General features: G+C 75.9%; 18 protein-coding genes. 8 read left to right on the plus strand and 10 right to left on the minus strand.

The window, feature by feature from the left end:
• Position 1: 1 nt before the first annotated feature.
• Together OG207_RS01880 and OG207_RS01885 are read right to left on the minus strand one after the other, a co-directional pair.
• Entirely contained in the window at positions 2–682 is a 681-nt protein-coding gene (locus OG207_RS01880; RefSeq protein ID WP_329095237.1) for a response regulator transcription factor, read from the minus strand.
• Positions 679–2,022: a sensor histidine kinase gene (locus OG207_RS01885; protein ID WP_329095239.1), complete on the minus strand. Its 1,344-nt coding sequence runs from the start codon at positions 2,020–2,022 to the stop codon at positions 679–681. Before OG207_RS01885 ends, OG207_RS01880 begins: the two co-directional genes overlap by 4 nt.
• A 201-nt stretch (positions 2,023–2,223) precedes the next feature.
• Here OG207_RS01885 and OG207_RS01890 point away from each other — a divergent pair, with 201 nt between their 5' ends.
• Positions 2,224–2,928, plus strand: coding sequence for an ABC transporter ATP-binding protein (locus tag OG207_RS01890; protein WP_329095241.1), 705 nt, complete (start codon positions 2,224–2,226; stop codon positions 2,926–2,928).
• Positions 2,925–5,306, plus strand: coding sequence for an ABC transporter permease (locus OG207_RS01895; RefSeq protein ID WP_329095243.1), 2,382 nt, complete (start codon positions 2,925–2,927; stop codon positions 5,304–5,306). The genes OG207_RS01890 and OG207_RS01895 overlap by 4 nt, the downstream gene beginning before the upstream one ends.
• Before the next feature lie 33 nt (positions 5,307–5,339).
• Here OG207_RS01895 and OG207_RS01900 read toward each other — a convergent pair whose 3' ends face one another.
• A complete protein-coding gene (locus OG207_RS01900; protein ID WP_329095245.1) occupies positions 5,340–6,218 on the minus strand; it encodes a UbiA family prenyltransferase in 879 nt (292 codons plus the stop codon).
• Positions 6,219–6,294: 76 nt separating this feature from the next.
• Here OG207_RS01900 and OG207_RS01905 point away from each other — a divergent pair, with 76 nt between their 5' ends.
• From OG207_RS01905 to OG207_RS01915, 3 genes are read left to right on the plus strand one after another with little or no spacing between them, the layout of a single operon-like run.
• On the plus strand, positions 6,295–7,356 hold the full coding sequence (locus tag OG207_RS01905) for a type III polyketide synthase (protein WP_329095247.1): 1,062 nt from the start codon (positions 6,295–6,297) through the stop codon (positions 7,354–7,356).
• A 53-nt stretch (positions 7,357–7,409) separates the two neighbouring features.
• Positions 7,410–7,964: an isoprenylcysteine carboxyl methyltransferase family protein gene (locus OG207_RS01910; protein ID WP_329107399.1), complete on the plus strand. Its 555-nt coding sequence runs from the start codon at positions 7,410–7,412 to the stop codon at positions 7,962–7,964.
• Positions 7,961–8,986, plus strand: a complete 1,026-nt coding sequence (locus OG207_RS01915; RefSeq protein ID WP_329095249.1) for an NAD(P)/FAD-dependent oxidoreductase — start codon at positions 7,961–7,963, stop codon at positions 8,984–8,986. The genes OG207_RS01910 and OG207_RS01915 overlap by 4 nt, the downstream gene beginning before the upstream one ends.
• A 99-nt stretch (positions 8,987–9,085) precedes the next feature.
• On the opposite strand, the gene OG207_RS01920 is transcribed toward OG207_RS01915, so the two are convergent.
• Positions 9,086–10,066 (minus strand): hypothetical protein, encoded by a 981-nt coding sequence (locus OG207_RS01920; protein WP_329095251.1) that lies wholly within the window; start codon positions 10,064–10,066, stop codon positions 9,086–9,088.
• A 169-nt stretch (positions 10,067–10,235) separates the two neighbouring features.
• Between OG207_RS01920 and OG207_RS01925 the strand changes: the two genes are divergently transcribed.
• Positions 10,236–11,849, plus strand: coding sequence for a carboxylesterase/lipase family protein (locus OG207_RS01925; protein ID WP_329095253.1), 1,614 nt, complete (start codon positions 10,236–10,238; stop codon positions 11,847–11,849).
• Here OG207_RS01925 and OG207_RS01930 read toward each other — a convergent pair.
• Both OG207_RS01930 and OG207_RS01935 read right to left on the minus strand, forming a co-directional pair.
• Positions 11,833–12,504, minus strand: a complete 672-nt coding sequence (locus OG207_RS01930; RefSeq protein ID WP_329095255.1) for a hypothetical protein — start codon at positions 12,502–12,504, stop codon at positions 11,833–11,835. The genes OG207_RS01925 and OG207_RS01930 overlap by 17 nt on opposite strands.
• A gap of 361 nt (positions 12,505–12,865) precedes the next feature.
• On the minus strand, positions 12,866–13,594 hold the full coding sequence (locus tag OG207_RS01935) for an MOSC domain-containing protein (protein ID WP_329095256.1): 729 nt from the start codon (positions 13,592–13,594) through the stop codon (positions 12,866–12,868).
• Positions 13,595–13,618: 24 nt separating this feature from the next.
• Between OG207_RS01935 and OG207_RS01940 the strand changes: the two genes are divergently transcribed.
• The gene (locus OG207_RS01940) at positions 13,619–14,098 is read left to right on the plus strand and encodes an HAD domain-containing protein (protein WP_329095258.1); all 480 of its coding nucleotides are present in this window, start codon (positions 13,619–13,621) and stop codon (positions 14,096–14,098) included.
• Between the two features lie 34 nt (positions 14,099–14,132).
• On the opposite strand, the gene OG207_RS01945 is transcribed toward OG207_RS01940, so the two are convergent.
• Entirely contained in the window at positions 14,133–14,993 is an 861-nt protein-coding gene (locus OG207_RS01945; protein ID WP_329095259.1) for an alpha/beta fold hydrolase, read from the minus strand.
• A gap of 114 nt (positions 14,994–15,107) precedes the next feature.
• Between OG207_RS01945 and OG207_RS01950 the strand changes: the two genes are divergently transcribed.
• Positions 15,108–15,563 (plus strand): MarR family transcriptional regulator, encoded by a 456-nt coding sequence (locus OG207_RS01950; protein ID WP_329095261.1) that lies wholly within the window; start codon positions 15,108–15,110, stop codon positions 15,561–15,563.
• Here the strand turns inward: OG207_RS01950 and OG207_RS01955 are convergent.
• The 3 genes from OG207_RS01955 to OG207_RS01965 are packed head-to-tail and all read right to left on the minus strand — an operon-like array spanning position 15,550 to position 22,666.
• Entirely contained in the window at positions 15,550–17,430 is a 1,881-nt protein-coding gene (locus OG207_RS01955) for a hypothetical protein (protein ID WP_329095263.1), read from the minus strand. The genes OG207_RS01950 and OG207_RS01955 overlap by 14 nt on opposite strands.
• Entirely contained in the window at positions 17,427–21,509 is a 4,083-nt protein-coding gene (locus OG207_RS01960) for a DUF5682 family protein (RefSeq protein WP_329095265.1), read from the minus strand. The genes OG207_RS01955 and OG207_RS01960 overlap by 4 nt, the downstream gene beginning before the upstream one ends.
• Positions 21,506–22,666 (minus strand): ATP-binding protein, encoded by a 1,161-nt coding sequence (locus OG207_RS01965; RefSeq protein WP_329095267.1) that lies wholly within the window; start codon positions 22,664–22,666, stop codon positions 21,506–21,508. The genes OG207_RS01960 and OG207_RS01965 overlap by 4 nt, the downstream gene beginning before the upstream one ends.
• Positions 22,667–22,775: the final 109 nt, after the last annotated feature.

The following is a 22,775-nucleotide window of genomic DNA, read 5'->3' on the forward strand; positions in this document are numbered from 1 at the left end:
CTCAGCGCGCGCCGGGGGTGATCAGGCCCGTCTCGTACGCGGCGATCACTGCCTGAGCACGGTCGCGCAGGCGGAGTTTGGACAGGACCCGGGCCACGTGCGTCTTGACGGTGGCCTCGCTCAGCCGGAAGCGGGCGGCCAGTTCCGCGTTGCTGAGGCCGCGGGCCAGGGCCTCGAGGATCTCCAGCTCGCGCGGGGTCAGCGTGCCGAGGTCGCGGTGCAAGGATGTCGTGCGCTCCCCGGCCGTGGCGAACCGCTCCACCAGTCGCCGGGTGATCGTCGGGGCGAGCAGCGCGTCCCCCGAGCGGACCAGGCGGACCGCGGCCGTCAGATGTTCGGGAGTGACGTCCTTCAGCAGGAAGCCGCTCGCGCCCGCGCTCAGGGCCGCGTACACGTACCGGTCCAGGTCGTAGGTGGTGAGGATGACGATCCGGGGCGCGGTCCCCTCGTCGGCGAGGATGCGGCGGGTCGCCTCCAGGCCGTCGGTGCCGGGCATGCGGATGTCCATCAGGACGACGTCGGGCCGGGTGCGGCGCACCGCGGCGACCGCCTGCTCCCCGTCGGCCGCGTCGGCGACCACATCGATGCCGTCCGCCGTGAGGATCATGCGGAATCCGGTGCGTACCAGGGCCTGGTCGTCGACGATCACCACACGGGGTACCACCGGGGCCGCCTCGGTCATGTCTCCTCCACGGGGATCACGGCGCGGAGCCGGTATCCGCCGCGGGGGTCGTTGCCCGCTCGCAGCGTACCGCCGTACACGGCGAGCCGTTCGCGCAGTCCCACCAGGCCCCGGCCGCCGCCCGGTGCCACCGGGGTACGCGGCGTCCCGCCGGTGTCGGCCACCTCGACCCGCAGTTCGCCGGGCGCGTACTCCACCGTCACCGACACGCGCGCCCCGGCCGCGTGCCGGACCGCGTTGGTCAGGCCTTCCTGCACGACCCGGTAGGCGGCGAGGTCCACACCCGGGGCCAGGCCGGGCCGGCCGCCGCGGACCGCCAGGTCGACGGGGACGCCGGAATCCCTTACCCGGCCGGCCAGTTCCTCCAACCGGTCCAGGCCGGGCTGCGGGGCCAGGCCAAGATCGCGCGCCGGGTCCGAGGCGCCTGCGCCGTCGTCTCCGCCACCGTCGCAGCCACCGTCGGACATCGTCAGCAGCCCCATCACGTGGCGCAGTTCCGACATCGCCGTACGTCCTGCCGCCTCGACCGCCCGCATCGCCTCGCGGGCCTGGTCGGGCGAGGCGTCGAGCACCTTGCGCGCCGCGCCCGCCTGGATCGTCATCATGCTCACGTTGTGGGTCACCACGTCGTGCAGTTCCCGCGCGATGCGGGCGCGTTCCCGCTCCACCGCCCGCCGCAGCTGATCGTGCTGCCCCTCGCGCAGGGTGCGCAGGCGTTCGCGCCAGCGGTGGATGCCGTGTGCGGCGAACCCGGCTGGCAGGAGCACGAGTACGGGTACCACTCCCCCGTCCACCTTCGGGATCAGGGGGAAGGCGGCAGTGAGGACCATCCCTGCGAGGACCGACAGCACGGCCGAGATCCGGTGGGGGCTGTGCATCGCGGCGCTGTACGCCGCGACCAACCCGGAGGCGAAGACGACCGTCGTCGCGTCCTGTGCCACGTGCCCCTGGTGGAAGAGCACCGTCGCGCCCATGACGGCCCAGTAGACCGTCAGCGGGAACCGGCGGCGCAGCAGCAGCGGCGCCGCGGTGAGCACGGCCGCCAACAGCTCCCACGGCTCCACCGGCGGCAGGTCGTGCTGCAGGAGGGGCACGAGCTGCGCCGGGTCCGGCACTTCGCCCATGCGTACGGGCGGCGGGGGCGGCGGCAGCGGGATCCCGGAGCTGCCGGGCGGCGGTTCCGCGATGTCGACGTACGAGCGGTTCATGTCGCCGGCGACCGTGGCGACGGCCAGCGCGAGCGCGAGGAGCGCGTCGACGGCCCAGGCCATGCGCGACGGGCGCGGCCGGAGCCAGTCGGCCCGGGCCGCGCCGGCCCGGCGAACGGCTGCTTCGATCATCGGGCCAGTCTGCCAAGGGGCCGCTCCCCGCGGGTCCGTCCAGGGGTGGAGGGCCACCGCCGACGGGCGTACGTCGCTGGGATGATCCGCCGCCAGGTCCTCCCGGCACGGTACGGACGTTCCGCACTGCTGCCGACGTGCTGATCCGCGTCGTCTCCGTAGCGTCGTGGCGTACCCGACACCCCGTCAGACGGAGGAACCATGATCGACCGGACCGCCGACCCGCTCATCGACCTGTGCGAGGTGACCAAGAGCTACGAGGAGGGCCCGCCCGCCCTCACCGGGGTCAGCCTCCAGGTGCACCCCGGTGAGGCCCTCGCCGTCCTCGGCCCCTCCGGCAGCGGCAAGTCCACGCTGCTCAACCTGATCGCCGGCCTCGACCGGCCCACCTCGGGCGGTGTCACCGTCGACGGGGTGCGCGTCGACACGCTGAGCGAGACGGCCTCCGCACGGCACCGGCGCGCCCGGATCGGCATGGTCTTCCAGTTCTTCAACCTCCTCGACGACCTCACCGTCGCCGACAACGTGCTCCTCCCCGCCCAGTTGGCCGGGGTGCCCCGTGCCCGGGCGGCTCACCGCGCCGCCGAGCTCCTCGCGCGCCTGGGCATCGAGCGGCACGCCCGCGCGTACCCGGGCCGTCTCTCCGGCGGCGAGCGGCAACGCGTCGCCGTGGCGAGGGCGTTGATGAACCGGCCGCCGCTGCTGCTCGCGGACGAGCCCACGGGCGCGTTGGACAGTGCCTCGGGCGCCGACGTACGGGAGCTGCTGCGCGGCCTGAACGCCGACGGGCAGACGATCGTCCTGGTCACGCACGACCTGGCGCTCGCCGGGTCCTGCGCGACGCGGACGATCGAGGTCGTCGACGGCCGGATCGCGCGCGACGTCGGCCGGGCGGTGACCCGGTGAGGCCGGGCCGTGCCCAGGGGCGGCCCGGCGGACTCGGGCGGGTGGTCCGGGCCGGCCTCGGCCGACGCCGCCTGCAGACCGCCGTGATGGCCCTGACCACGCTGATCGCGGTGGCGGCCGCGCTCCAGGCGCTCGGATTGCTCGTCAGCTCCCGCGGGCCCTTCGACCGGGCCTTCGAAGGCCAGCACGGAGCGCACCTCACGGTCCGGTTCGCCGGGTCCGAGGTCGGCGGGAGGCCGCCACGACTCGCGGACAGCGCCCGCGCGGCGCGAGTGGCCGACGCGGCGGGTCCGTACCCCCTCGCGTCGGTCCGCCTGTGGCCCGTACGGGAGACCCCGCCCGGCTACACCCCGCCGCCCTCGACCCTGGTGGGGCGCGCCGCCCCCGACGGCCCGGTCGACCGGGTCGCCCTGGTCGACGGCCGGTGGGCCACCGCCCCCGGTGAGATCGTGCTGGAGCGGGCGACGCTGCCCCCGGGGATCAGGCCGGGCGCACGCGTACGGGCCGAGCAGATCGAGCTCACCGTCGTCGGGATCGCCTCGTCGGCGGGGCGCAGCGCCGATGCCTGGGTGGTGCCGGAGCAGGTGGCCGGGCTGACGGCGGCCGGACCCGATGTCCAGATGCTCTACCGGCTCACCGCGGCCGGCACCGCCGAGGACGTACGCGCCGGGCAGGAGGCGATCACCGCGGCCGTACCGGGCGCCGCCCTCACCGGAGCCCGGTCGTACCTCGACGTGCGCCAGGTCGCCCAGCAGAACACCGCCGCGTTCATTCCCTTCCTGACGGTCTTCGCCCTCCTCGGCCTGGCCATGTCCGTCCTGGTGATCGGCACCGTGGTGAGCGGGACCGTCGTCGCCGGGACCCGCCGGATCGGGATCCTCAAGTCCCTCGGGTTCACTCCGCTGCAGGTGGGCCGCGCCTACCTGGCGCAGGCCCTGCTGCCCGCATCGGCCGGGGCGCTGCTCGGCGCCCTCCTCGGCAACGCGCTCGCCGTACCGGTGATGGCGCAGGTCGCGCAGGCGTACGGAACGGCAGCGGTGTTGGTCCCCGTGTGGGTGGACGTGCTGGTGCCCGCCGCGGCACTGGCGGTGGTCGCGGCGACCGCGTTCGTACCGGCGCTGCGCGCGGCACGGATGCCCGCCGCCCTGGTGATCGGCCGCGCTGCGGGGGGCACCGGAGCCCGGCGGGGCCTGCGGGCGCGGCGCGCCCTCGGACGGCTGCCGCTGCCGCGTTCGGTCATCCTCGGGCTCGCGGGGCCGCTCGCCCGGCCGGCCCGTTCGGCGGCGACGGCCTCGGCGGTGGCGTTCGGGGCCCTCGCGGTGACGCTCGCCGTCGGTCTGGGGAGCACCCTGGTGGCCGTGCAGACCGGCGGTGACCCGGACCGTTCCGGCACCGTCACGGTGCGCACCGTACTCCCGCCGGAGGATGGTCCCGGCGCCCCGGCAGCCGTGCGCCCGGCCGATCCGGACGCTGTCGCACGGGTCCTGGAGGGGCATGCCGGCACCCGGTCCTTCCGGCGGACCGCCCGTACCGAGGTGGACGTGGCGGGGCTGACGGGCGGCGCGCCGCTCGTGGCGTACGAGGGGGAGGACACGGGCGCCGGTACGACGATGACCTCGGGCCGCTGGTTCGCCGCGCCGGGCGAGGCCGTCGTCGCCGGGCGGTTCCTGCGTGCCAGCGGGCTGCGCGTCGGGGACGGCCTCGTCGTCTCCGAACAGGGGCGTTCGGCGCGCCTGACGATCGTCGGCGAGGTCTTCGACCTGGGCGACGACGGGATGACGCTGCGCACCGCCGGGCAGTCCGTCGCGGCGCTGGAGTCCCCCTACCTGCCCGCCGTCTTCGGGGTCGAGCTGACGGCGGGGACCGACCGGGACCGCTACCTCGCGGAGCTGAACGGGATCCTGGAGCCGCTGGGCGCGCGGGCCTCGGCCACCGAGGGCCCGTCGTCGAGCGTCCTCTCCGCGATGCGGGGGCTGATCGCGGTGCTCACCCTGATGCTCGTCGCCGTGGCCGGTCTCGGCGTCCTCAACACGGTCGTCCTGGACACCCGTGACCGGGTCCGCGACCAGGGGATCCTCAAGGCGCTCGGGATGACTCCCCGGCAGACCGTGGTCCAGGTCCTGACGGGCGTGGCCGTGATCGGCCTGGCCGCGGGGGCGGTCGGGGCGCCGTTGGGCGCCGCCCTGCACCGCGCCGTGATGCCGGCGATGGGCCGGGCGGCGGGGTTCGCGATCCCGCAGGCGTTCATCGACGTGCACGGTGGGGCGCTGCCCGTCCTGATGGCCCTCGCCGGTGTGCCGATCGCCGTGGCCGGCGCCCTGGCGCCCGCGTTCTGGGCGGCGCGCACCCGTACGGCGCGGGCCCTGCGCGCGGAGTGAACCGGAGCGCGCGGCCCGCCCCGCCCCGGTGGCTCACGGGCGGAGTTCGACGACCAGCAGGATCACGTCGGCTCCGGCCACCGCCATCGTGGCGAGGAACGGGAGCCTTCCGGCGGGCCGGCGGGCCGCGAGGAGCAGCGCCGTCGCGGTCGCGGCGAGCAGCGTCCAGCCGTACGCCGTCACCCGCCCCGGTGGTCCGACGACCAGGGCGGTGGTCGAGCCGAGGACGAGCAGCCCGGCGAGCGCGGCCGAGACCCGTAGGCCCAACCGCTGCGGCAGCCCCGCCACTCCGGTGGCCAGGTCGTCCTCGATGTCCGGCAGCACGTTGGCGAAGTGCGCGCCCGCGCCGAGGAGGGCCGCGGCGACCGTGAGCCAGGGCGGCGGCCAGGGGGCGCCGGGCAGGCCCAGGGTGACGAAGGCGGGCAGCAGGCCGAAGGCCAGGGCGTACGGGACGAAGGAGGCGGCCGTGCTCTTGAGCCGGAGGTTGTAGGCCCAGGCGGCCGCTACGCCGACGAGGTGCGCGGCGCCGGCGGGCAGCCCGCAGGCCAGGGACAGCGGGACGCAGAGCAGTAGCGCCACGGCCGCGGCCCGGGTCACGGCCGCGGCCGGCACCGTACCGGCGACGAGCGGTTTGTCCCGTCGGCCCGTGGCCAGGTCGCGCCGCAGGTCGGCCCGGTCGTTGCACCAGCCCACCGAGAGCTGTCCGGCGGCCACCGCGCCCACGGTGGCGGCCGCCCGCGCCGGGCCGTGCCCCGCGGCGGCCGTCAGGGCGGCGGCGAAGAGGGTCACGGCGGCCGCGGGCAGCGGGTGGCAGGCGGCGGCCAGGCCGCGTACGGGGCCGGGGCCCGGGCCGGGCGCTGCGCTCCTGGTGACTTCGGTGTTCTCGCGGGTCTGCGTGGTTCGCGCGGGCACGGCTACACGCTACGCGGCGCCGCGCCCGGTTCACCTGATTCATAGCGATGTGTCAGTTGTTTTCTATGGTGAACGAATGACACGTGTTCTGGCAGTGCGCAGCGTGTTCCCGCCCCATCACCATCCACAGTCCGAGATCACGGAGGCGCTCGCCCGCTTCCTGCCGCCGGGTTCCGACACCGCCCTGCTGCGCCGCGTCCACGGCTCGGTGCGCGTGGAGGGCCGACATCTCGCGCTGCCCCTGGAGCGGTACGGTCCGGGGAACGACTTCGGCGCGACGAACGCCCTCTTCATCGAGACGGCCCTGGAGCTCGGCACCCGGGCCCTCGAACTCGCCCTCTCCGACGCCGGTCTGGCGGCCCGGAAGGTCGATCTGGTCATGTCGACCACGGTGACCGGGCTCGCGACGCCCTCGCTGGAGGCCCGACTCGCCACCCGTGCGGGCCTGCGTCCCGACGTGCGGCGGGTGCCGCTCTTCGGCCTCGGCTGCGCGGCCGGCGCCGCCGGAGTGGGCCATGTCCACGACCATCTGACGGGGCGTACCGGCCACGCCGCCGTCCTGCTGTCCACCGAGCTCTGCTCGCTCACCCTGCAGTCCACCGACGCCTCGATGGCGAACCTGGTGGCCGGCGGACTGTTCGGCGACGGCGCGGGCGCCCTGGTGGCGGTGGGCCGCGACCACCCCCTGTACGCCACCGGCGCCGGACCCGAGGTGGTGGCCGCCCGCAGCCGCCTGTACCCGGGCACCGAGCACCTCCTCGGCTGGGACATCGGCCACTGGGGGATGCGCATGGTGCTGGGCCGCGAACTCCCGGACCTCGTCCGGCTCCACGTGGCCGAGGAGGTCGAGTCCTTCCTCGCCGCGCACGACCTCAAGACCGCGGACGTCGACGCGTGGATCTGCCATCCCGGCGGCCCGAAGATCCTCGACACGCTCTCGGACGCCCTCGCGCTGCCGGAGTCGGCCTTCGCCGCGAGCCGGCGCTCGCTCGCGGCCGTGGGCAACCTCTCCTCCGCCTCGGTCCTGCACATCCTGGACGGCGTCCAGAGCGCAGGACCGCCCCCGCCCGGATCGGTCGGGCTGATGCTCGCCTTCGGTCCGGGCTTCGCCTCCGAACTCGTCCTCCTGCGCTGGTGAGCCCGATGAATCCGATCCCCGCCCTGACCACCTCCGCCTCCACCTCCACCTCCCTGATCCCGTACCTGCTGCTGATCGGGCTCGTCGCGGCCGAACGGCTCGCCGAGCTGATCACGACCCGCCGCCACACCGCGTGGAGCCTGGCCCGCGGCGGCCGCGAATACGGTCGCGGCCACTACCCGGCCATGGTCGCCCTGCACACCGCGCTACTCGTGGGCTGCGTGGTGGAACCCTGGCTGGCCGGGCGGCCGTTCGTCCCGCTGCTGGGCTGGTCGGCCCTCGCCGTCGCCGTGGCCGCCCAGGGCCTTCGCTGGTGGTGCATCGCCACCCTCGGCAAGCGCTGGAACACCCGGGTGCTGGTCGTTCCCGGGCTGCCGCTGGTGGAGGCGGGACCGTACCGGCTGCTGCGCCACCCCAACTACGTGGCCGTGGTCGCGGAAGGCGTCGCGCTGCCGCTGGTGCACTCCGCCTGGATGACGGCGCTCGGCTTCACCGTGCTCAATCTCGTGCTGCTGCGCGTACGGATCGGCTGCGAGGACGCCGCCCTGACCGACGGCGGCCGGCTCCGGGCGCCCGCCTCCGTCCACTCGGCCGGCGCCGCCTCGTGATCGACCTGCTGATCGCCGGCGGCGGCCCGGCGGGGCTGGCCACCGCCATCCACGGCGCGCTCGCCGGCCTCGAGGTCGTGGTCGTGGAGCCGAGGCCCACCCCCATCGACAAGGCCTGCGGGGAGGGCCTGATGCCGGGGGGCGTGCGCCACCTCCGAGGGCTGGGCGTCACCGTGACCGGGCAGCCGTTCCAGGGCATCCGCTACGTCGACGGGGTGAGCGGTCGCCGCGCCGAGGGGCTCTTCCGGTCCGGCCCGGGGCTCGGCGCCCGGCGCACGGAACTGCAGGCCGCGCTGGCCGAGCGCGCCGCGCAGCTCGGCGTACGGGTGCTCCCCGGGCGAATCGACCAGGTACGCCAGGACGTCCACCAGGTCGGCGCGGCCGGGCTCACCGCCCGCTACCTGGTCGCGGCCGACGGCCTGCACTCCCCCGTCCGGCGCGGGCTCGGGCTGTCGGCGCCGCCCGCCCCGCGCCGACCGGCACGTTACGGGCTGCGCCGCCACTACGCCGCCGCGCCGTGGAGCGACCTCGTCGAGGTGCATTGGTCGGCGCGGTGCGAGGCGTACGTCACCCCGCTGGCGCCCGACCGGATCGGCGTGGCCGTCCTGACCTCCGACCAGGCCCCGTTCGACGCGCAGTTGGCCCGTTTCCCGGTGCTGTCGGCGCGCCTGGCCGCGGCGGTGGGGACGCCGGTGCGCGGAGCCGGGCCGCTGCGCCAGGGAGCCCGCGTACGGGTGGCGGGGCGCGTGCTCTTCGTGGGGGACGCGGCCGGGTACGTGGACGCGCTGACCGGCGAAGGACTCACCCTGGCCGTGACGGCGGCGGGCGAGCTGGTGCGGTGCGTCCGGGCGGGGCGCCCGCAGGCCTACGAGCAGGCCTGGCGGGACCTGTCGCGCACCTACCGCACGCTCACCGCGTCCCTGCTGTGGGCCCGTCACCAGCCGCGGCTCGCGCCCCGGATCGTCCCGCTGGCCGCCCGGCTCCCCCGCGTGTTCACCCGGGCGGTGAACCTGCTCGCGTGACCGCGCTGGCCGCGCCGCACGGGGCGACGGCCACGAACGGAGCGGCACCCCGCGCACGGGGCGCGGGGTGCCGCTCCGGTGGAGCCCGCGGCCGGTCGGTCAGGCCGGGGGCTCCCGGCGGTTGCGCAGGGCGAGGCCGGCGAGGACCGCACCGATCGCCGCGCACAGCACGACGGTGGCACCGGCCCAGGCCGGGGTGCCGCCCACCGAGCCCGCCAGCGGGTCGTAGCGCAGCGACCCGCCCAGCACGTGCAGGGCGACCACGCCGAGGGCGGTGGCCGCGCCCGCCCGCCACACGGCCCGGGTGTCCCGGAGCGCCACCAGGGCGCCGCTCACTAGGCAGAGGACGGTGACGACGAGGGGCAGGTAGTCGACGGGGGCCGCGAACTGCAGGGCCGTCAGGTCGATCGGCAGGTGCAGGGCTCCGCTGCCCAACAGGGCGATCGCCACGGGCCAGCGCAGGACGCGCCGCAGCGCCCGGTCCCGGGACGCGGCGCGCGGGGCCGCGGGAGCTGCGCGCGGGGTCACGCGACCGGCGCGCCGGGGCGGCTCCTGGTACGGGCCGTCGTACGGCTCCGGGTACCGCGACTCGAACGGCTCCTCGCGCCCCTCCTCATAGGACTCCGCGGAGTGCTTCGCAGAGCGCGTTGAGGAGTGCTGCGTGGAGTGCTGCGTGGAGGGCTCCGTGGAGGGCTCCGTGTGCGATCCGGACGGGAGGGCGTAGGGGTCGGCCGGACCGGCGGGCCCGGCGCGGCCCCGGCGCTCCGCCTCGGCCGCGTCCTCCTTGCCGAGGATGGTGACCAACAGGGCGACGTCCTCGATGGACCGTCCGACCGCGGCGGCGTGCGGCGTGAGGTCCGCACCGGCCGCCTCGTGCGGCGACTCGCCCAGGAGGGCGACCATCCGTCGTACGTCCTGCACCGGTCCGGTCTCGGCGGCCGCGCGCAGCGCGTCTTGTCCGACGTCGGGCAGCGGCAGGGTCCTCACGGGCGGCGCGTTCGGCTCGTCCGGTGCTATGGAGTCGGGGGTCCGGCGGCGGTCTTCGTACTGGTTCGCCGCGCCGGTAACGGGGTCGTCCATGGAAAGCTCCGTTCCCCGACGCGCGGGGTCCACGCAATCGCACGCCGGTCATCATGCGTCACGGAAAGCGCACGCTTTGTTACATTGACTGCCACTTCCGCCCACTGCGCCATTCGGGGCGGGCAAACGGGGGCTCCACCCGGGCCCCGAAGGGGAAAGGGCGTCGGCCGTGTCCGACTTTCGCCGGTTCCGCCGCCGGGGAGCCCTGCTGCTGCCCGTCGTGTTGCTGCTGCTGGGTGCGGCGCCCGGTCCGGAGCGGCCCGTCGTGGAGACCGACCGGGGTCCGGTGCGGGGCCTCGGGCACGGCGGGTACGACACCTTCGAGGGAATCCCCTTCGCCGCTCCCCCGACCGGTCGACTGCGCTGGCGGCTACCGGAGCCCGTGCCGCGCTGGGAGGGCGTACGCGATGCCGGGGCGCCCGGTTCGCGCTGCGTGCAGCTGCCCGCGATCGGGCCGGGCGGCCCGACCGGCTCGGAGGACTGTCTGTACCTCAACGTCACCGCTCCGGCGGGCGGGACCGCCGCCGGGGGCCGGGGACGGCCCGTCATGGTGTGGTTCCACGGCGGCGGCTTCTTCAGCGGCTCCGGCGACGCGTACCGGCCCGACCGGCTGGCCGCGCGGGGCGACGTCGTGGTCGTGACCGTCAACTACCGGCTGGGCGTCTTCGGCCTCTTCGGCCATCCGGAGCTCGGCGGGGCACCCGGTTTCGCCCTCGCGGACCAGCGGGCGGCGCTGCGCTGGGTGCGGGCGAACGCGGCCCGCTTCGGCGCGGACCCGGGCAACGTCACCGTCTTCGGCGAATCGGCGGGGGCCCTCAGCGTCTGCGCGCACCTCACCTCCCCCGCCTCGGCGGGCCTGTTCCACCGGGCGATCGTGCAGAGCGGATCGTGCTCGACCACGACACCGCCGCGGTCCCTGCTGCCCGGCCTCGGCACGTACGAGCCCTTCGTGCCGGAGCGGCGCACGGTTGCGGACGGCGCCCTGGTGGCGGCCCGGCTCGGCTGCGACCGGCCCGGCGCGGTGTTGGACTGCCTGCGCGACCTGGCCACCGACACCCTGGCGACCGCCGAACTGATGCAGCGCTTCTCGCTGGTCTCCTACGGCGGCGGCGTACTGCCGCTGGAGCCCCGGCGGGCGCTGGAGGCCGGCCGGTTCCACCGGGTGCCGGTCGTCCAGGGCACCACACAGGACGAGATGCGCCTCTTCCTCGCGCAGACCCTGGCGGCGCATCCGATCCCCGACGGGGCTGCCTACCGGGCCCGGCTGGAGCTGTCCTTCGACGCACCGACCGCCCGCGCGGTGGAGGCCGACTATCCGGTATCCGCCTTCGCGACCCCGGCGGTGGCGTGGGCCACCGCACTGACCGACGTGTCGTTCGTCTGCCCGACGCTGCGGGACGGCGCGGCGCTGGGCCGGCACGTGCCGGTGTACGCGTACCGGTTCAGCGACCGGGGCGCGCCCGACTTCACGGGGCTGCCGCAGCCTGCGGACCTGCCGTACGGGGCGGCCCACGGCTTCGAACTGCCCTACTTGTTCACGATCGCGCCGCTGACCGGACCGCAGCGGCAGCTCGCCGACCGGATGACCGACTACTGGACCGCCTTCGCCCACAGGGGCGTTCCGACGGCGCCGGGAGCGCCGCGGTGGCCGCGCGACCGGACTTCGGCCTCGGCGCTGTCGCTGGCGCCCGGGGCGGGCGGGATCCGCACGGTGAACGCGCGGGCGGAGCACCACTGTGCGCTCTGGGACGCGCGGTGGCCCGGAGTCACCAGGGCTCGGTGACGTTCAGGCGTCCGCCCGTCGCGGTCTGGAGCGTCACGGTGCCCGTGTCCCCGTAGACCTCGTGCCGCCAGGCGGCGAACAACTTGGCGATCGCGCGTGCGGCATCGCCGCGGCTCTTGCCCACTTCCTCGGTGGTGAAGGTGATCCTCGCCTCGCCAACCGTGCGCACCTTGCGGACGCGGACCTCCTTGATCACCTCGGAGTCCGCGTACCCGTCGTCGGCGTGGTGCTTCAGGTAGTAGGCGGTGAACTCGCGGGTCATGTCGAACCAGTCCGCCGGGCCGCAGGGGCCACCGCCGTTGGTCACCTGACCATCGGTCGGCGGGCCGACATAGGCACCGGTCTCCTGATCGGTCGGCGGACCGGCGTACCCGCCCGTCTCCTGATCGGTCGGCGGACCGGCGTACCCGCCCGTCTCCTGATCCGTCGGCGGACCGGCGTACCCGCCCGTCTCCTGATCGGTCGGCGGACCCGCATGCCCGCCCGTCTCCTGATCGGTCGGCACGTCGAGGTCGCACTCCGCTTGGGCGAGCACGGGTACGCCCGCGGGCGGGGCGGCCTGTCCCGCCCGTGTGGTCCCGCAGGCCGCCAGGGCGGCGCACAGGATCCCCGCCACCACCACCCGCCCGGTCACGGACACCGCTGTCTTCGTCATGTCCACCCCCCTTCTGTCAGCAAGAGGCGATCGCGGCGGCCCGGGTTCCACCTCGTGGTCGCGATCCGCCTCACATGGACTCACCGCTTGCCGTCTCGGGACGTCCCACGAGGCCCTGGGACGGGAAAACGACCCAGGGGCTGGCCAGTTTCGTTCCTGACGCCGTCCGGCCCCCACCAGCGGGGACCGTTCCGACGGAACGTCCTCCGCATTCGAATACCCTCGGGAATCCTCATGCGCATGCGCATGCGCACTGCCGCCGTGGCCACGCTGGCCGCCGCCACCCTCGACACGGCCCTGGCCGCGGCCCCGGGTCCCCGAGCGCCGGACCGTGCGGCCGGGGCCGCGCGCTCCGGCGCTCTCAGCCGAGCACGACGCGGTCCCCGACCCGGACCGTTCCCGGGATGACGATCCTGGCGAGCGCGTCGAGCCGGTTGTCGTGCGCCCTGGCGATCGCCCTCAGGATCAGCGGCGAGTGCGGCAGGTCCTGCTGGGCCTGGTTCGTCATCGCGCACCGCTCGCTGGAGCGCAGGAACTCGATGCGCAGGGCGTCCCCCGCGGCGGCCTCGCGCCCGATCCACTCGTCTTCGACGAAGGGTGGGGTGCCGGGCGGGGTGCGCACGAGGAGGTTCGGGCGGAACCGGCGCTCGTCCACCGGTACGCCCGGCACCTCGCGGCGGATCCAGTCGAGGGTGGCGGTCGTCAGGACGCTGAGCGGCAGTTGGTCGAAGTGCGAGACCTCCCCTTCGCGGGCGAGCTCCACGTCGTCACGGCCGAGGTGGGTGCGCAGGTACGCCGTGGGGTCGGTCACCACGTTCCCGTGCGGGTCGAGCAGTTCCGGCGGACCCGGCTCGGGGGTGCTGCGCGGGTAGCGGGAGCTCAGGTGGAGCAGGCCGTCCATCCGCCGGAAGCGCCGGGTGTTCTTGCCCGAGCCGAACTTGCCCTCCGCGTCGCGCACGGCGAACAGCCGGTCACCCACCAGGCCCCGCTCGTCGACGTCCGCGCTGTCCAGCCGTTCGCCGCCGGTCGACTTGATCGGGTACCGCCACAGCCGCTCGATCACACCGACCACATCAAGATCGTTTCCCATGCCCGGGAGGACTACGGTGGCCGCATGACCGGTTCCGCGGCCCTCCCCCTGCTCTACCTCGACGTCGACGGCCCCCTGATCCCCTTCGGCGCCGGCCCGTACCCACCGGGGGACGACGCCCATCCCCTGCTCGCCCGGATCGATCCGACGCTCGGTCCCCGGCTGGCGGCGCTGCCCTGCGAGCTGGTGTGGGCCACGACCTGGATGGCGGAGGCCAACGAGTGCGTCGCGCCCCGGCTCGGGCTGCCGGAGCTGCCCGTGGTGTTCTGGCCGGAGCCGTCCGAGGAGGACGGGCGGGGCGGGATCCACTGGAAGACCCGGGCGCTCCTCGAACACGCCGCCGGGCGGCCCTTCATCTGGGTCGATGACGAGATCACCGGCGCCGACCGGGCATGGATCGCCGATCGGCACCCGGACCGGGCGCTCTTGCACCGGGTCGATCCGGGACGGGGCCTGACGGAGGCCGACCTCGGCGTGCTGCGGGCCTGGCTGCGCCCGGAGTAGCCGCCGACCGGCGCCGCGCCGGGCCTGGAGGAGATCACCGGCAGAGGACGGCCTTCAGCGTCTGCGCCGTCGCCCGGGGGAACGCGGTGTTCCCGTTGTGGCCGCCGGGGAAGGCGACCGGTTCCGCACCCAGTCGCGCCGCCAGCGCCAGCGCGCAGCGGTAGGTGTGGACCGTGGGCCGGGTCGTCCGCCCCACCGCCGCGACGATCCTCGTACCGGAACGCGGCGCGGCCTCTACCGGCTCTGCCGGGTCCAGGGGGTCCGTGGTGACGGCCGTGAACTCCGTTCCGATGAAGAAGCCGAAGTTGGCCCGTCGGCGCGGGGTCAGCGGCTGAGGGGTGAGGCCGTCCTCGGTCTCGTCGTGCGAGGGGTCGATGCCCAGGTGCCGGGCGATCGCCGGGAACGCCGCCGGCAGGCCCCCGGCTGCGTGGACGTCCTGGATGGCCGTCAGCTCGGCGAGGTGCTCCGCGCGGTCGGCCCCGGCCAGCAGGTTCGGCATCACGGGCTCGTGGGCGATCAGGGTGCTCAGCAGGCCCGGGTGGCGGGCCACGGCCTGGAGGCCGATCGCGGCGCCCATGCTGAACCCGGCCATCAGCGCCGGCCCGTCGGTGACCTCGGCGAGCAGTCGGGCGACGTCGTCCGCGTGTTCGGCCATGGTGACGGGCCCGGCGGGGTCGTGGAGGGTGCTGCGCGACAGGCCGCGTCGGTCGTACGTGACGACCGTGAAGCTGTCGGTCAGGTGCGGGACGAGGTCGACCGTGCGGTCCGCGTCGCCCTCGCCGCTCTGGGAGAGGAGGAGGACGCGGCCGCGGCCCTCCACCCGGAAGTACAGGGTGGCGCCGGGGACCGCGAGGGTACGGGTGACAGCAGTGGTGGTGGTGACGGTCTTGGGCATGGCGAGTCCCCCTTGCTGAGGTGTCATCGGACCTTCCGGCTGACGGCACGACAGTAATCCATCTGAATAGATGCATCAAGATAGATGCATCTATTCAGATGTACTCTGCTGCTCATGAACGGAGTCGAAGCGTTCCTCCTGGGACGCGCCCTCATGAAGATCGGCGAACAGGCGATGCCCCAGCCGAAGTCGGGACCTCCGGGAGCGGTCCGCTCGGTGGTCGTCGTCCTCGGCGACGTCGTCTCCCACCCCGGGACCACGGTCGGCCAGATCGCCGCACGGACGGGCCTGCCGCAGAGTCAGGTCTCCACGGCCGTCGCCCGGTTGGAAGAGGCGGGCTCGGTCGACACGGAGCCCGACCCGGCCGACCGGCGCCGTCGGCTCATCCGGCCCGCAGCCGAACCCTCCGCCCGGGTCGCCGAGGTCCGGGCCACCACCATCGACGACGCCCTCACCGCGGCGCTGACCGCTGCCGACGGGACCGCCCCGGACCCGGACACCGTCCTCGAGGTCACGGCGGCCCTGGACCTCCTGGCCCGCAGGCTGACGCCGGCCGTCAGCGGCCGGTGACCGCGGCGCCGGCGTTCGTCGTCGCCGCCCAGGACGCGGCGATCAAGCAGCGTTCCGCCGCCGCCAGGTGGGTGGCGGCGGCCAGCCAGGCCCAGGCGTAGCCGTCGGGCGAGGGGTCGGCCAGCCGGCCGAAGACGTCGCGGGGACGACGATCGGCCTCGGCGGCCAGCGCGGCGGCCAGGTCCGCCGCGCCGGTGAGCCCGGCCCGGCGCAGCGGACCGTACGAGGCGGAGGCCAGGGACTCCCTACCGCGGGCCGCCTCGGCGACGGCGCGGCGGCCACCGGCGACCCCGGTCTCCAGGAGTCGGCGCACCCGCCACAGCGGGGAGTCGGCCAGCGGGTCAGGACCCTCGGCCGCCGGGAGCGCTACGGGGGCGGCGCCCCCCTGCGGGAAGTGCGCACCCTGGAGGCGGTCGTAGCCGAGGTCGGCCCGGCCCAGCCATTCTTCGGGCAGCCGCAGGGTGTGCTCCGCGCCCGGCACCGGGCCCACGGCCAGGGGGCGCAGCGTCGCGCTGCGGTCCAGGTCGGGGCGGCCCAGGACGCGCAGCAGGAGCCCGGGGTACGAGGCGATGCGGCGCAGGTTCTCCGTGTGCGCGAGCTCCGGGTGCGGATGCGCGGGCAACAGCCGCAGCAGGGGCGCGTCCGGGCGCGTTTCGCGCACGAGGAGGTGTTCACCGGCCGCGCCGACGACGGTGACGTCGCAGCCGAGCAGCGCCGACTCGGCTGCGTCCGGGGCGGCCAGCAGCTCGGCGACGGCCTCGGCGGCCGGCCGGGCGAAGAGCGGCGCGGCGGGCTGTTCGGTCCAAGCGGTCCCGGGCAGCGGGGTTGCCCTGACCCCGCGTCCGGCGCCGAGCCGGCCTTCCGGCGAGACGGTCGCGCCGACGATGCGCAGGCCACCACGGGCGAGGCCGGCATGATCGAGGGCCGCACCACCGAGGGCGACGGAGGCCGAGCCGGCGCCGCGGGCGCGGGCCAGGCCGCCGGGTCGGACGTCGGACACCGAGTAGGGGGTGCCGTCCGGGGACAGCAAGTGGGTGACCACTCCGCCGTAGCCGGTGGCCGAGAGCACGGGTTCCCGGCACAGGCCGAACACCTGGAGACTGCCGCCGGGCGCGTAGGCACGGCGCCTGGTGCCGGTGAGCGCGGGGTCGGCCGAACCGGAGGCCAGCGTACCGGCGGTGTGGAGGAGCTCGCGGAAGGCACCGGTGAGGTCGCCGAGCCGCTGTCCGGCCCGGCGATCGCGGGCGGCACGCAGGCCGCGTACGACCCGTAGGGCCGCCGCCTCGGCACGGGGCAGCCCGGCGAGGCGGGCGGTGTGGGCGGCGCGCAGCAGCTCGGCCTGGACCACCGCTCCCCCAGCGGTGACCCCGGCGGCCAGGGCTTCGGCGGCCACGTGCCAGAGGGCGCCGGCGGCGCGCCGTTGGGCCGCGGTGAGGGCCGGAGCGGGCTCGAGGGACGCGACGGGCTCGACGGACGCGGGGGGTGTGGGGGACGTGGGGGACGCGATGGCTTCCGCGGCCCCGGTGGGATCGGTGGGCTCGGTCGGCTCGGCCGTAGTGGCCGGCTCCGGCGGGGTGTCCGCGAGCGGGGCCGCGCCCAGGACGGCGGCCCGGTGCAGGCAGCGGGGTGCCAGCAGGCAGCTGCACGTGGCCTGGTCCGCAGTGGTGATCGTGCCCGCCGGACCGGGGCTCAGGGTGACGAGGGCGTCCTCCCCGAAGCGGAGGGTGACGGTGCCGTCGGCCGCGAGGACGGCGCCCGCCGCGCAGCCCTCGGTGGCGGCGTCCAGCTTCTTGCGCAGGCGGGGGGTGAGGTTCTCGACGGCTTCGGCGAGCACCTCGGGGGCGACGGGCGGCAGTTCGGTGCTCAACGGGACTCTCCACGGAGGCGGTCGCCCACCCAGCGGGCGAGGGCGAGGGGACTGAGGGCTGCCACGGGCATCCCGGCCGCCACGAGTTGCCGCGCGACCGGGACCGAGTACCGGGGCGTCCCCTCGTCGTCGAGCGCGGCGCAGCCCAGCAGGTGGGCGCCCGAGGCGGCCAGCGCGCGGACCTCGCCGAGGAGCCCGCCGATCGGCGCGCCCTCCTCGAAGTCGCTGACCACGACGACGAGGGTGCGGCTCGGGACGGTGATCAGGGAGCGGGCGTGCGCGAGGCCGGCGGCGATGTGCGTGCCACCACCGACGCGGACCTCCAGCAGCAGGGAGAGCGGGTCCTCGACCCGGTCGGTGAGGTCCACGACCTGCGTGGAGAAGGCGAGGAAGTGCGTGGACAGGGTCGGTACGCCGCCCAGCACGGCCGCGGTCAGCGCCGACCAGATGACGGAAGCCTCCATCGAACCGGATACGTCGACGACCAGGATCAGCCGCCAGTCGGCCTCGCGGCTCGCCCGGGTGCTGAAGACGGGCCGCTCCGGCACGACGACCACGCTGCCGTCGGCCCGGCGCCGGGTGTGCGCGAGGTTGGCGCGCAGGGTGCGGGCCAGGTCAAGCTTGCCGCCGGGTCGGCGCGTGGGGCGCGGGGTGGAGAGGCCGGAGAGGGCCGGACGCATCCGGGTGGCGAGCTCCTTGGCGAGTTCGTCGACGAGCCGCCTGACCAGGGGGCGCAGTCGGACGAGTTGGGCCTCCGGCAGCCCGCCGGCGAGGGACAGTACGGAGCTCAGCAGTTCCACCGAGGGCCGAACGGCCGCCGGATCGAGCTGGGTGAGGACGTCGGTGCGGCCCGCTTCGGCCGCTCCCGCCAGCACCTCCTCCCGTACGTCGGCGCCGAACAGCGCCTCCAGCTCCTGCGACCACTCCCGGGCGGTGGGGAAGGAGGCCTCCTGGCCGCCGCCCTGGCCGCGCCCCCGGCCGAGGTCGAGGTCGGAGGCGCCTTCGCCGCGGCCCGCTCCGTACAGCTCGTCCAGCGCGTGGGCGTAGCGGCGGGCGCCCGCCGGGAGCCGGTCCCGCTCGCGGCCGAGCAGCAGCCGCCAGCGGTCGGCGGGGACGAGCCGCGGGCCATCGGCCCGGGGGGCCGGGGCGGACGGGGCTTCCGGCGTCTCGGCGGCCGGAGTTGGGGTCGGCGTGTCTCCCCCGGGTAGCGGAAGGGCCTTGAGGGCGGCGAGTCCGGCTGCATCGGCCGCGGCCCAGAGGGCGAGGAGGGCGGGTGATGCGTCGAGCGCGAGGTCGATCCGGTCGCCGAGGCGTTCGGTGACGGTGTGGAGCAGACGGTCCCGGGCGGCGGGCGACAGGGCGTCGAAGCCGCCGCGCAGTGCCGGGAGCCGGTCGAGGAAGTCCTGGTCTGCGAGGTGCTCGACGCGGTCGAGGAGCGGGGTGAGGGCTGCCGGGGAGGACTGCAGCAGGGGCCCGGCGGCGGTGAGGAGTCCGCCGAGCCGCCGGGTCAGGGCGCGACGGCTGTCGGCGGTGCCCGCGCCGTCGATCCATCCGGCGGCGCGGTCGCCGAGCGCCTCGGCCGGATCGAGATCGAGGAGGACCCGTACGGCCAGCGCCGCGCCCTGCATCATCGGCGCCGCGGTGGCGGCCAGAGCGGCGAGGGCGTCGTCCGTGCGCAGGCCCAGGTGGTGGGCGGCGGCCCGGTCGGCGAGGGCCACGAGGGCGGCCGCGTCGGCGGGGTCCTCGCTCCCGGCAAGGCCGGGCAGGCAGCGCACGGCCGCTTCAAGGAGGTCGCCCGCGAGGGCGGCGGCGGCCGCCCGGGAGGCGTCGGAGGTGCCGGGCAGGTGGCCGCGGTGAAGGGCCTCCAGGAGGTCGAGGGCATCGAGGAGTTCGGGCAGGGTGGCGGTCTGCGGCAGGGCGGTGGCCGCCTCGTGGAGGCGTACGTCGACCAGCTCGGGCAGATCGCACCGCGCGGCGGCGGCCAGCCCGGCGAGGATCTGCGCCGGGGTCGGCCCGCCGTCGGCGGCGGCGCGGCGGGCGGTGTCCCGCAGCGTGCCGGCGGCCGCCTGGGCGGCGGTGACTCCGCGCACCCCGGCGAGGTCCAGCCGGGCCGGGACGGAAGGCGTCCAGGACAGCCGCCACTTGGTGCCGAGGGCGGTGCCGTCGCCGGTGGCGGCCACGGTGAGGGGCTCCCCGTACGAGGCGCCGCACACGAGGAGCCGTTGCAACAGGACCTCGCGGCGGCCGTCGAGGGCGGAGCGGAGCGGGTCGAGGCGGATCTCGCGGGGCGCGGGGTCCTCGGGGGACGGCAGCCGCAGCGCGGCGAGCTCGGACTCGACCGAGGGGCCGAGGCCGGAGCGGGGGGCGTGCGGGGTGATCCGGCCGCGGGCGGTGCCGACGAGCACGGCTTCCAGGGCGCGGGCCAGCGCCCGGCCTCGACCCAGCGGTTCGCCCTGGCCGAGGACGGTGGTGACCGCTTCGAGGAGCTCACCGCGGCCGGGCGCGGGCAGCGCGCGCAGGGCGGCGAGGTCGCAGGCGAGCCGCAGGGTCTCGGCGGCCTCGCCGGTACCTGCGGTGTGCCCGGCGCGGCGCAGCTCCCGGCAGAGCCCGGTGACGGCGACGGAGGCGGCCTCGCGGACCCGGTCGGGGTCACCGCCGGCTTCGAGGACGGCCTGCTGCCAGCGGGGGTCCCGGATCCCGGCGGGGTATCCGGAACGGGAGTCGAGCAGGTCGAAGGAGTACGGCACGAACGAGGTGACGGCCGGCGCCGCGTCCGCGGCGGCCGTGCGGTCCCGAGGACCCGGCACGACCGCCTTCGGCCCGAGGGCCGCGCCGGCGCCACCGCGCTCGCCCCCGGCAGCGCCGGACCCGAACCCGGAGCCACGGCCGGCCCCCGAACCAGAAGCCGGCCCGTGGCCGGAGCCGGAACCGGTGTCAGTCACGGCGGCGAACCCGGTGCCAGAACCTTCGCCGAAGGCGGGTCCGTGGCCGGCCCCGGTGCCGGAGGCGGATCCCTGACCGGAGCCCACGCCAGTGCCAGTACCGGAAGGCGACCCGGTGTCGGCGGCGGACCCCGTGCCGACGCCAGCAGCGGGGCCCTGTCCGGAACCGGCGTTGGAATTGGTGCCGGTGCCGGACCCAGAGTCGGGTCCGGTGCCGGACCCGGTGCCGACGCCGAAGGTGGTGCCGGAGCCGGAAGCCCGGCCGTTGCCGGGCACGGCATCGTGGCCGGAGGTGGAACCGGCGTCGGAGTCGCCGCCCGAGCCGGAGGCGGAGCCGGGTTCGGGCTGCGAGCCGGCGACGGCCGTGCCCGGGAGCACCGGGGCGTGGAACGCCCCGATCACCGCCGCCACGCGGTGGCCCGCGGCGACGGCGCCCGCGATCACGCTCCGCATGTGCGCCTCGCGGGCCAGGTCGGTCGCCGGTACGGCGTTCGTGTCCGCGCGCAGCGCCCAGCCGACGCCGAGCGCCGCACGGCGTACGGCCTCCGGAGTGCAACCGGGGGCGAGGACCTCGACGGCGCGGTCCCACAGGTCGTCACCGTCGCGACCCGTACCGGCGGCTGTCAGGGCGTCCGCGAAGGACCCACCGGCAGGGGCCGCAGCAGGGGCCGGGGCCCGGCCCGAAGTCGATTCCCGGCCGGCGGTCGTGGCCACGACGGAGTCCGGAGTCGGAGCCGGCACGCCGGTCAGGTCCGGGGCCGCGGCGGGGGCCGGGTCGGTCCAGCCGCGGTCCGACAGCGGGAGGTCACAACAGATGACGGCCGCGCCGGCCGCACGGGCCCAGCGGATCGCGGCCAGTTCCGGGGAGAAGTCCGCGAACGGGTAGAACGCCAGGCGGCCGTCCTCCCCCGTGCCCGCGAGGGCGACCGGGGCGACGGTCTCCGGGTCGGCGAGGTGCTCGAGCCAGGGCTGGAACTCCGCCGGGAGCTCGACGCAGACCACGTCGGCGCCCGAAGCGTCCAGCAGGGCCGGCACCACCGCGGCCAGCGCGGGGCTGTGGTGGCGCACGCCGATGAGGTACGGCTCACCGGCCGCGGCGAGGGCGTCGACCGCGGCGCGCGGGTCGGTGTGCGTCAACGCAGGCTCCCGCGCAGGTCCCAGAGGCGGCGCCACATCGGCGAACCGTCCTCGGCGCGGCGCCGGACCGGCCCGTCCCAGTACCCCAGCAGCCGCCCGTGGTCGGCCGGGTCGTCCTTGCGCACGACGCCCAGCAGGTGCCCCGGCAACAGATCCAGCACGTCCCCGCCCGGAAGGTACGCGGCGGCGACCCCGAGCGAGGCCGCCACCTGGACGGCTTCGGCGGTGGACATGACCGTACCGGGGCGTTCCACGTCCCAGCCCTCGGCGGAACGGCCCGAGCGCAGGTCGCGGAAGACGGTGACGAGCGCGTCGAGCACGGCGTCGTCCACCCCGAAGGCGGCGCCGGCCCGCTGGACGGCCGCCACCGCCTGGCGTCGGATCAAGGTGGCCTCCGCGTCCGCGTCGGCGATCGGGGCGACGGTCTCGAAGTTGAAGCGCCGCTTGAGGGCGGCGGACATCTCGGAGACCCCGCGGTCGCGCAGGTTGGCGGTGGCGATGACGGTGAAGCCGGGGGCCGCGGAGACCACCGCGTCCTCGGTGGCGGTCAGTTCGGGCACGCTGAGGCGCCGGTCGGACAGGATCGACACCAGTGCGTCCTGTACCTCGGGCAGGCAGCGGGTGATCTCCTCTACGCGGACGACGCGTCCGGTGCGCATGGCGGAGAGCACCGGGGAGTCGACCAGGGCCTGCGGGGTGGGACCCTGCGCCAGCAGCAGCGCGTAGTTCCAGCCGTAGCGGAAGGCGTCCTCGGTGGTGCCGGCCGTGCCCTGCACGGTGAGGGCGCTGGTGCCGCTGACGGCGGCGGCCAGCAGCTCCGACAGCATCGACTTGGCGGTGCCGGGCTCGCCGGTGAGGAGCAGGCCGCGCTCTCCGGCCAGGGTGACGACGCAGCGCTCCACGAGGGCGCGTTCGCCGACGAACTTGGGCGCGATGACGAGCTTGGCGGGGAGTCCGGCGCGGCGGCGCCCCGACAGCGCCAGTTCGGCTCCGTCGCTGCCGCAGACGAAGGTGACGACGGCGCGCGGGGTCAGGGCCCAGCCGGGCGGGCGCGGGCCCGGATCCTGGGCCGCGAGGAAGGCGAGCTCGGCGGCGTGGCGCTCCTCGGCGGGCAGCACCTGCCGGGCGGCGGGGGCGGTTTCTTCGGTGACGGTCATCGGTTCCTCTGGAAGGGGGTGCGGCGGGAGATCGGTGCGGGGGGCGCGGCGCACCTACGGGTAGGTGCGCCGCGCCGTACGGGAATCCCGGGCGAGCCCGGGTAGCCCG

It is taken from the genome of Streptomyces sp. NBC_01439 (assembly GCF_036227605.1).
In the GTDB taxonomy this organism is placed as follows: Bacteria; Actinomycetota; Actinomycetes; order Streptomycetales; family Streptomycetaceae; genus Streptomyces.

Coding starts and splice junctions, on each gene's coding strand:
- OG207_RS01880 (WP_329095237.1), bottom strand. CDS start 682: ATGACCGAGGCGGCCCCGGTGGTACCCCGTGTGGTGATCGTCGACGAC.
- OG207_RS01885 (WP_329095239.1), bottom strand. CDS start 2,022: ATGATCGAAGCAGCCGTTCGCCGGGCCGGCGCGGCCCGGGCCGACTGG.
- OG207_RS01890 (WP_329095241.1), top strand. CDS start 2,224: ATGATCGACCGGACCGCCGACCCGCTCATCGACCTGTGCGAGGTGACC.
- OG207_RS01905 (WP_329095247.1), top strand. CDS start 6,295: ATGACACGTGTTCTGGCAGTGCGCAGCGTGTTCCCGCCCCATCACCAT.
- OG207_RS01920 (WP_329095251.1), bottom strand. CDS start 10,066: ATGGACGACCCCGTTACCGGCGCGGCGAACCAGTACGAAGACCGCCGC.
- OG207_RS01930 (WP_329095255.1), bottom strand. CDS start 12,504: ATGACGAAGACAGCGGTGTCCGTGACCGGGCGGGTGGTGGTGGCGGGG.
- OG207_RS01935 (WP_329095256.1), bottom strand. CDS start 13,594: ATGGGAAACGATCTTGATGTGGTCGGTGTGATCGAGCGGCTGTGGCGG.
- OG207_RS01940 (WP_329095258.1), top strand. CDS start 13,619: ATGACCGGTTCCGCGGCCCTCCCCCTGCTCTACCTCGACGTCGACGGC.
- OG207_RS01945 (WP_329095259.1), bottom strand. CDS start 14,993: ATGCCCAAGACCGTCACCACCACCACTGCTGTCACCCGTACCCTCGCG.
- OG207_RS01950 (WP_329095261.1), top strand. CDS start 15,108: ATGAACGGAGTCGAAGCGTTCCTCCTGGGACGCGCCCTCATGAAGATC.
- OG207_RS01965 (WP_329095267.1), bottom strand. CDS start 22,666: ATGACCGTCACCGAAGAAACCGCCCCCGCCGCCCGGCAGGTGCTGCCC.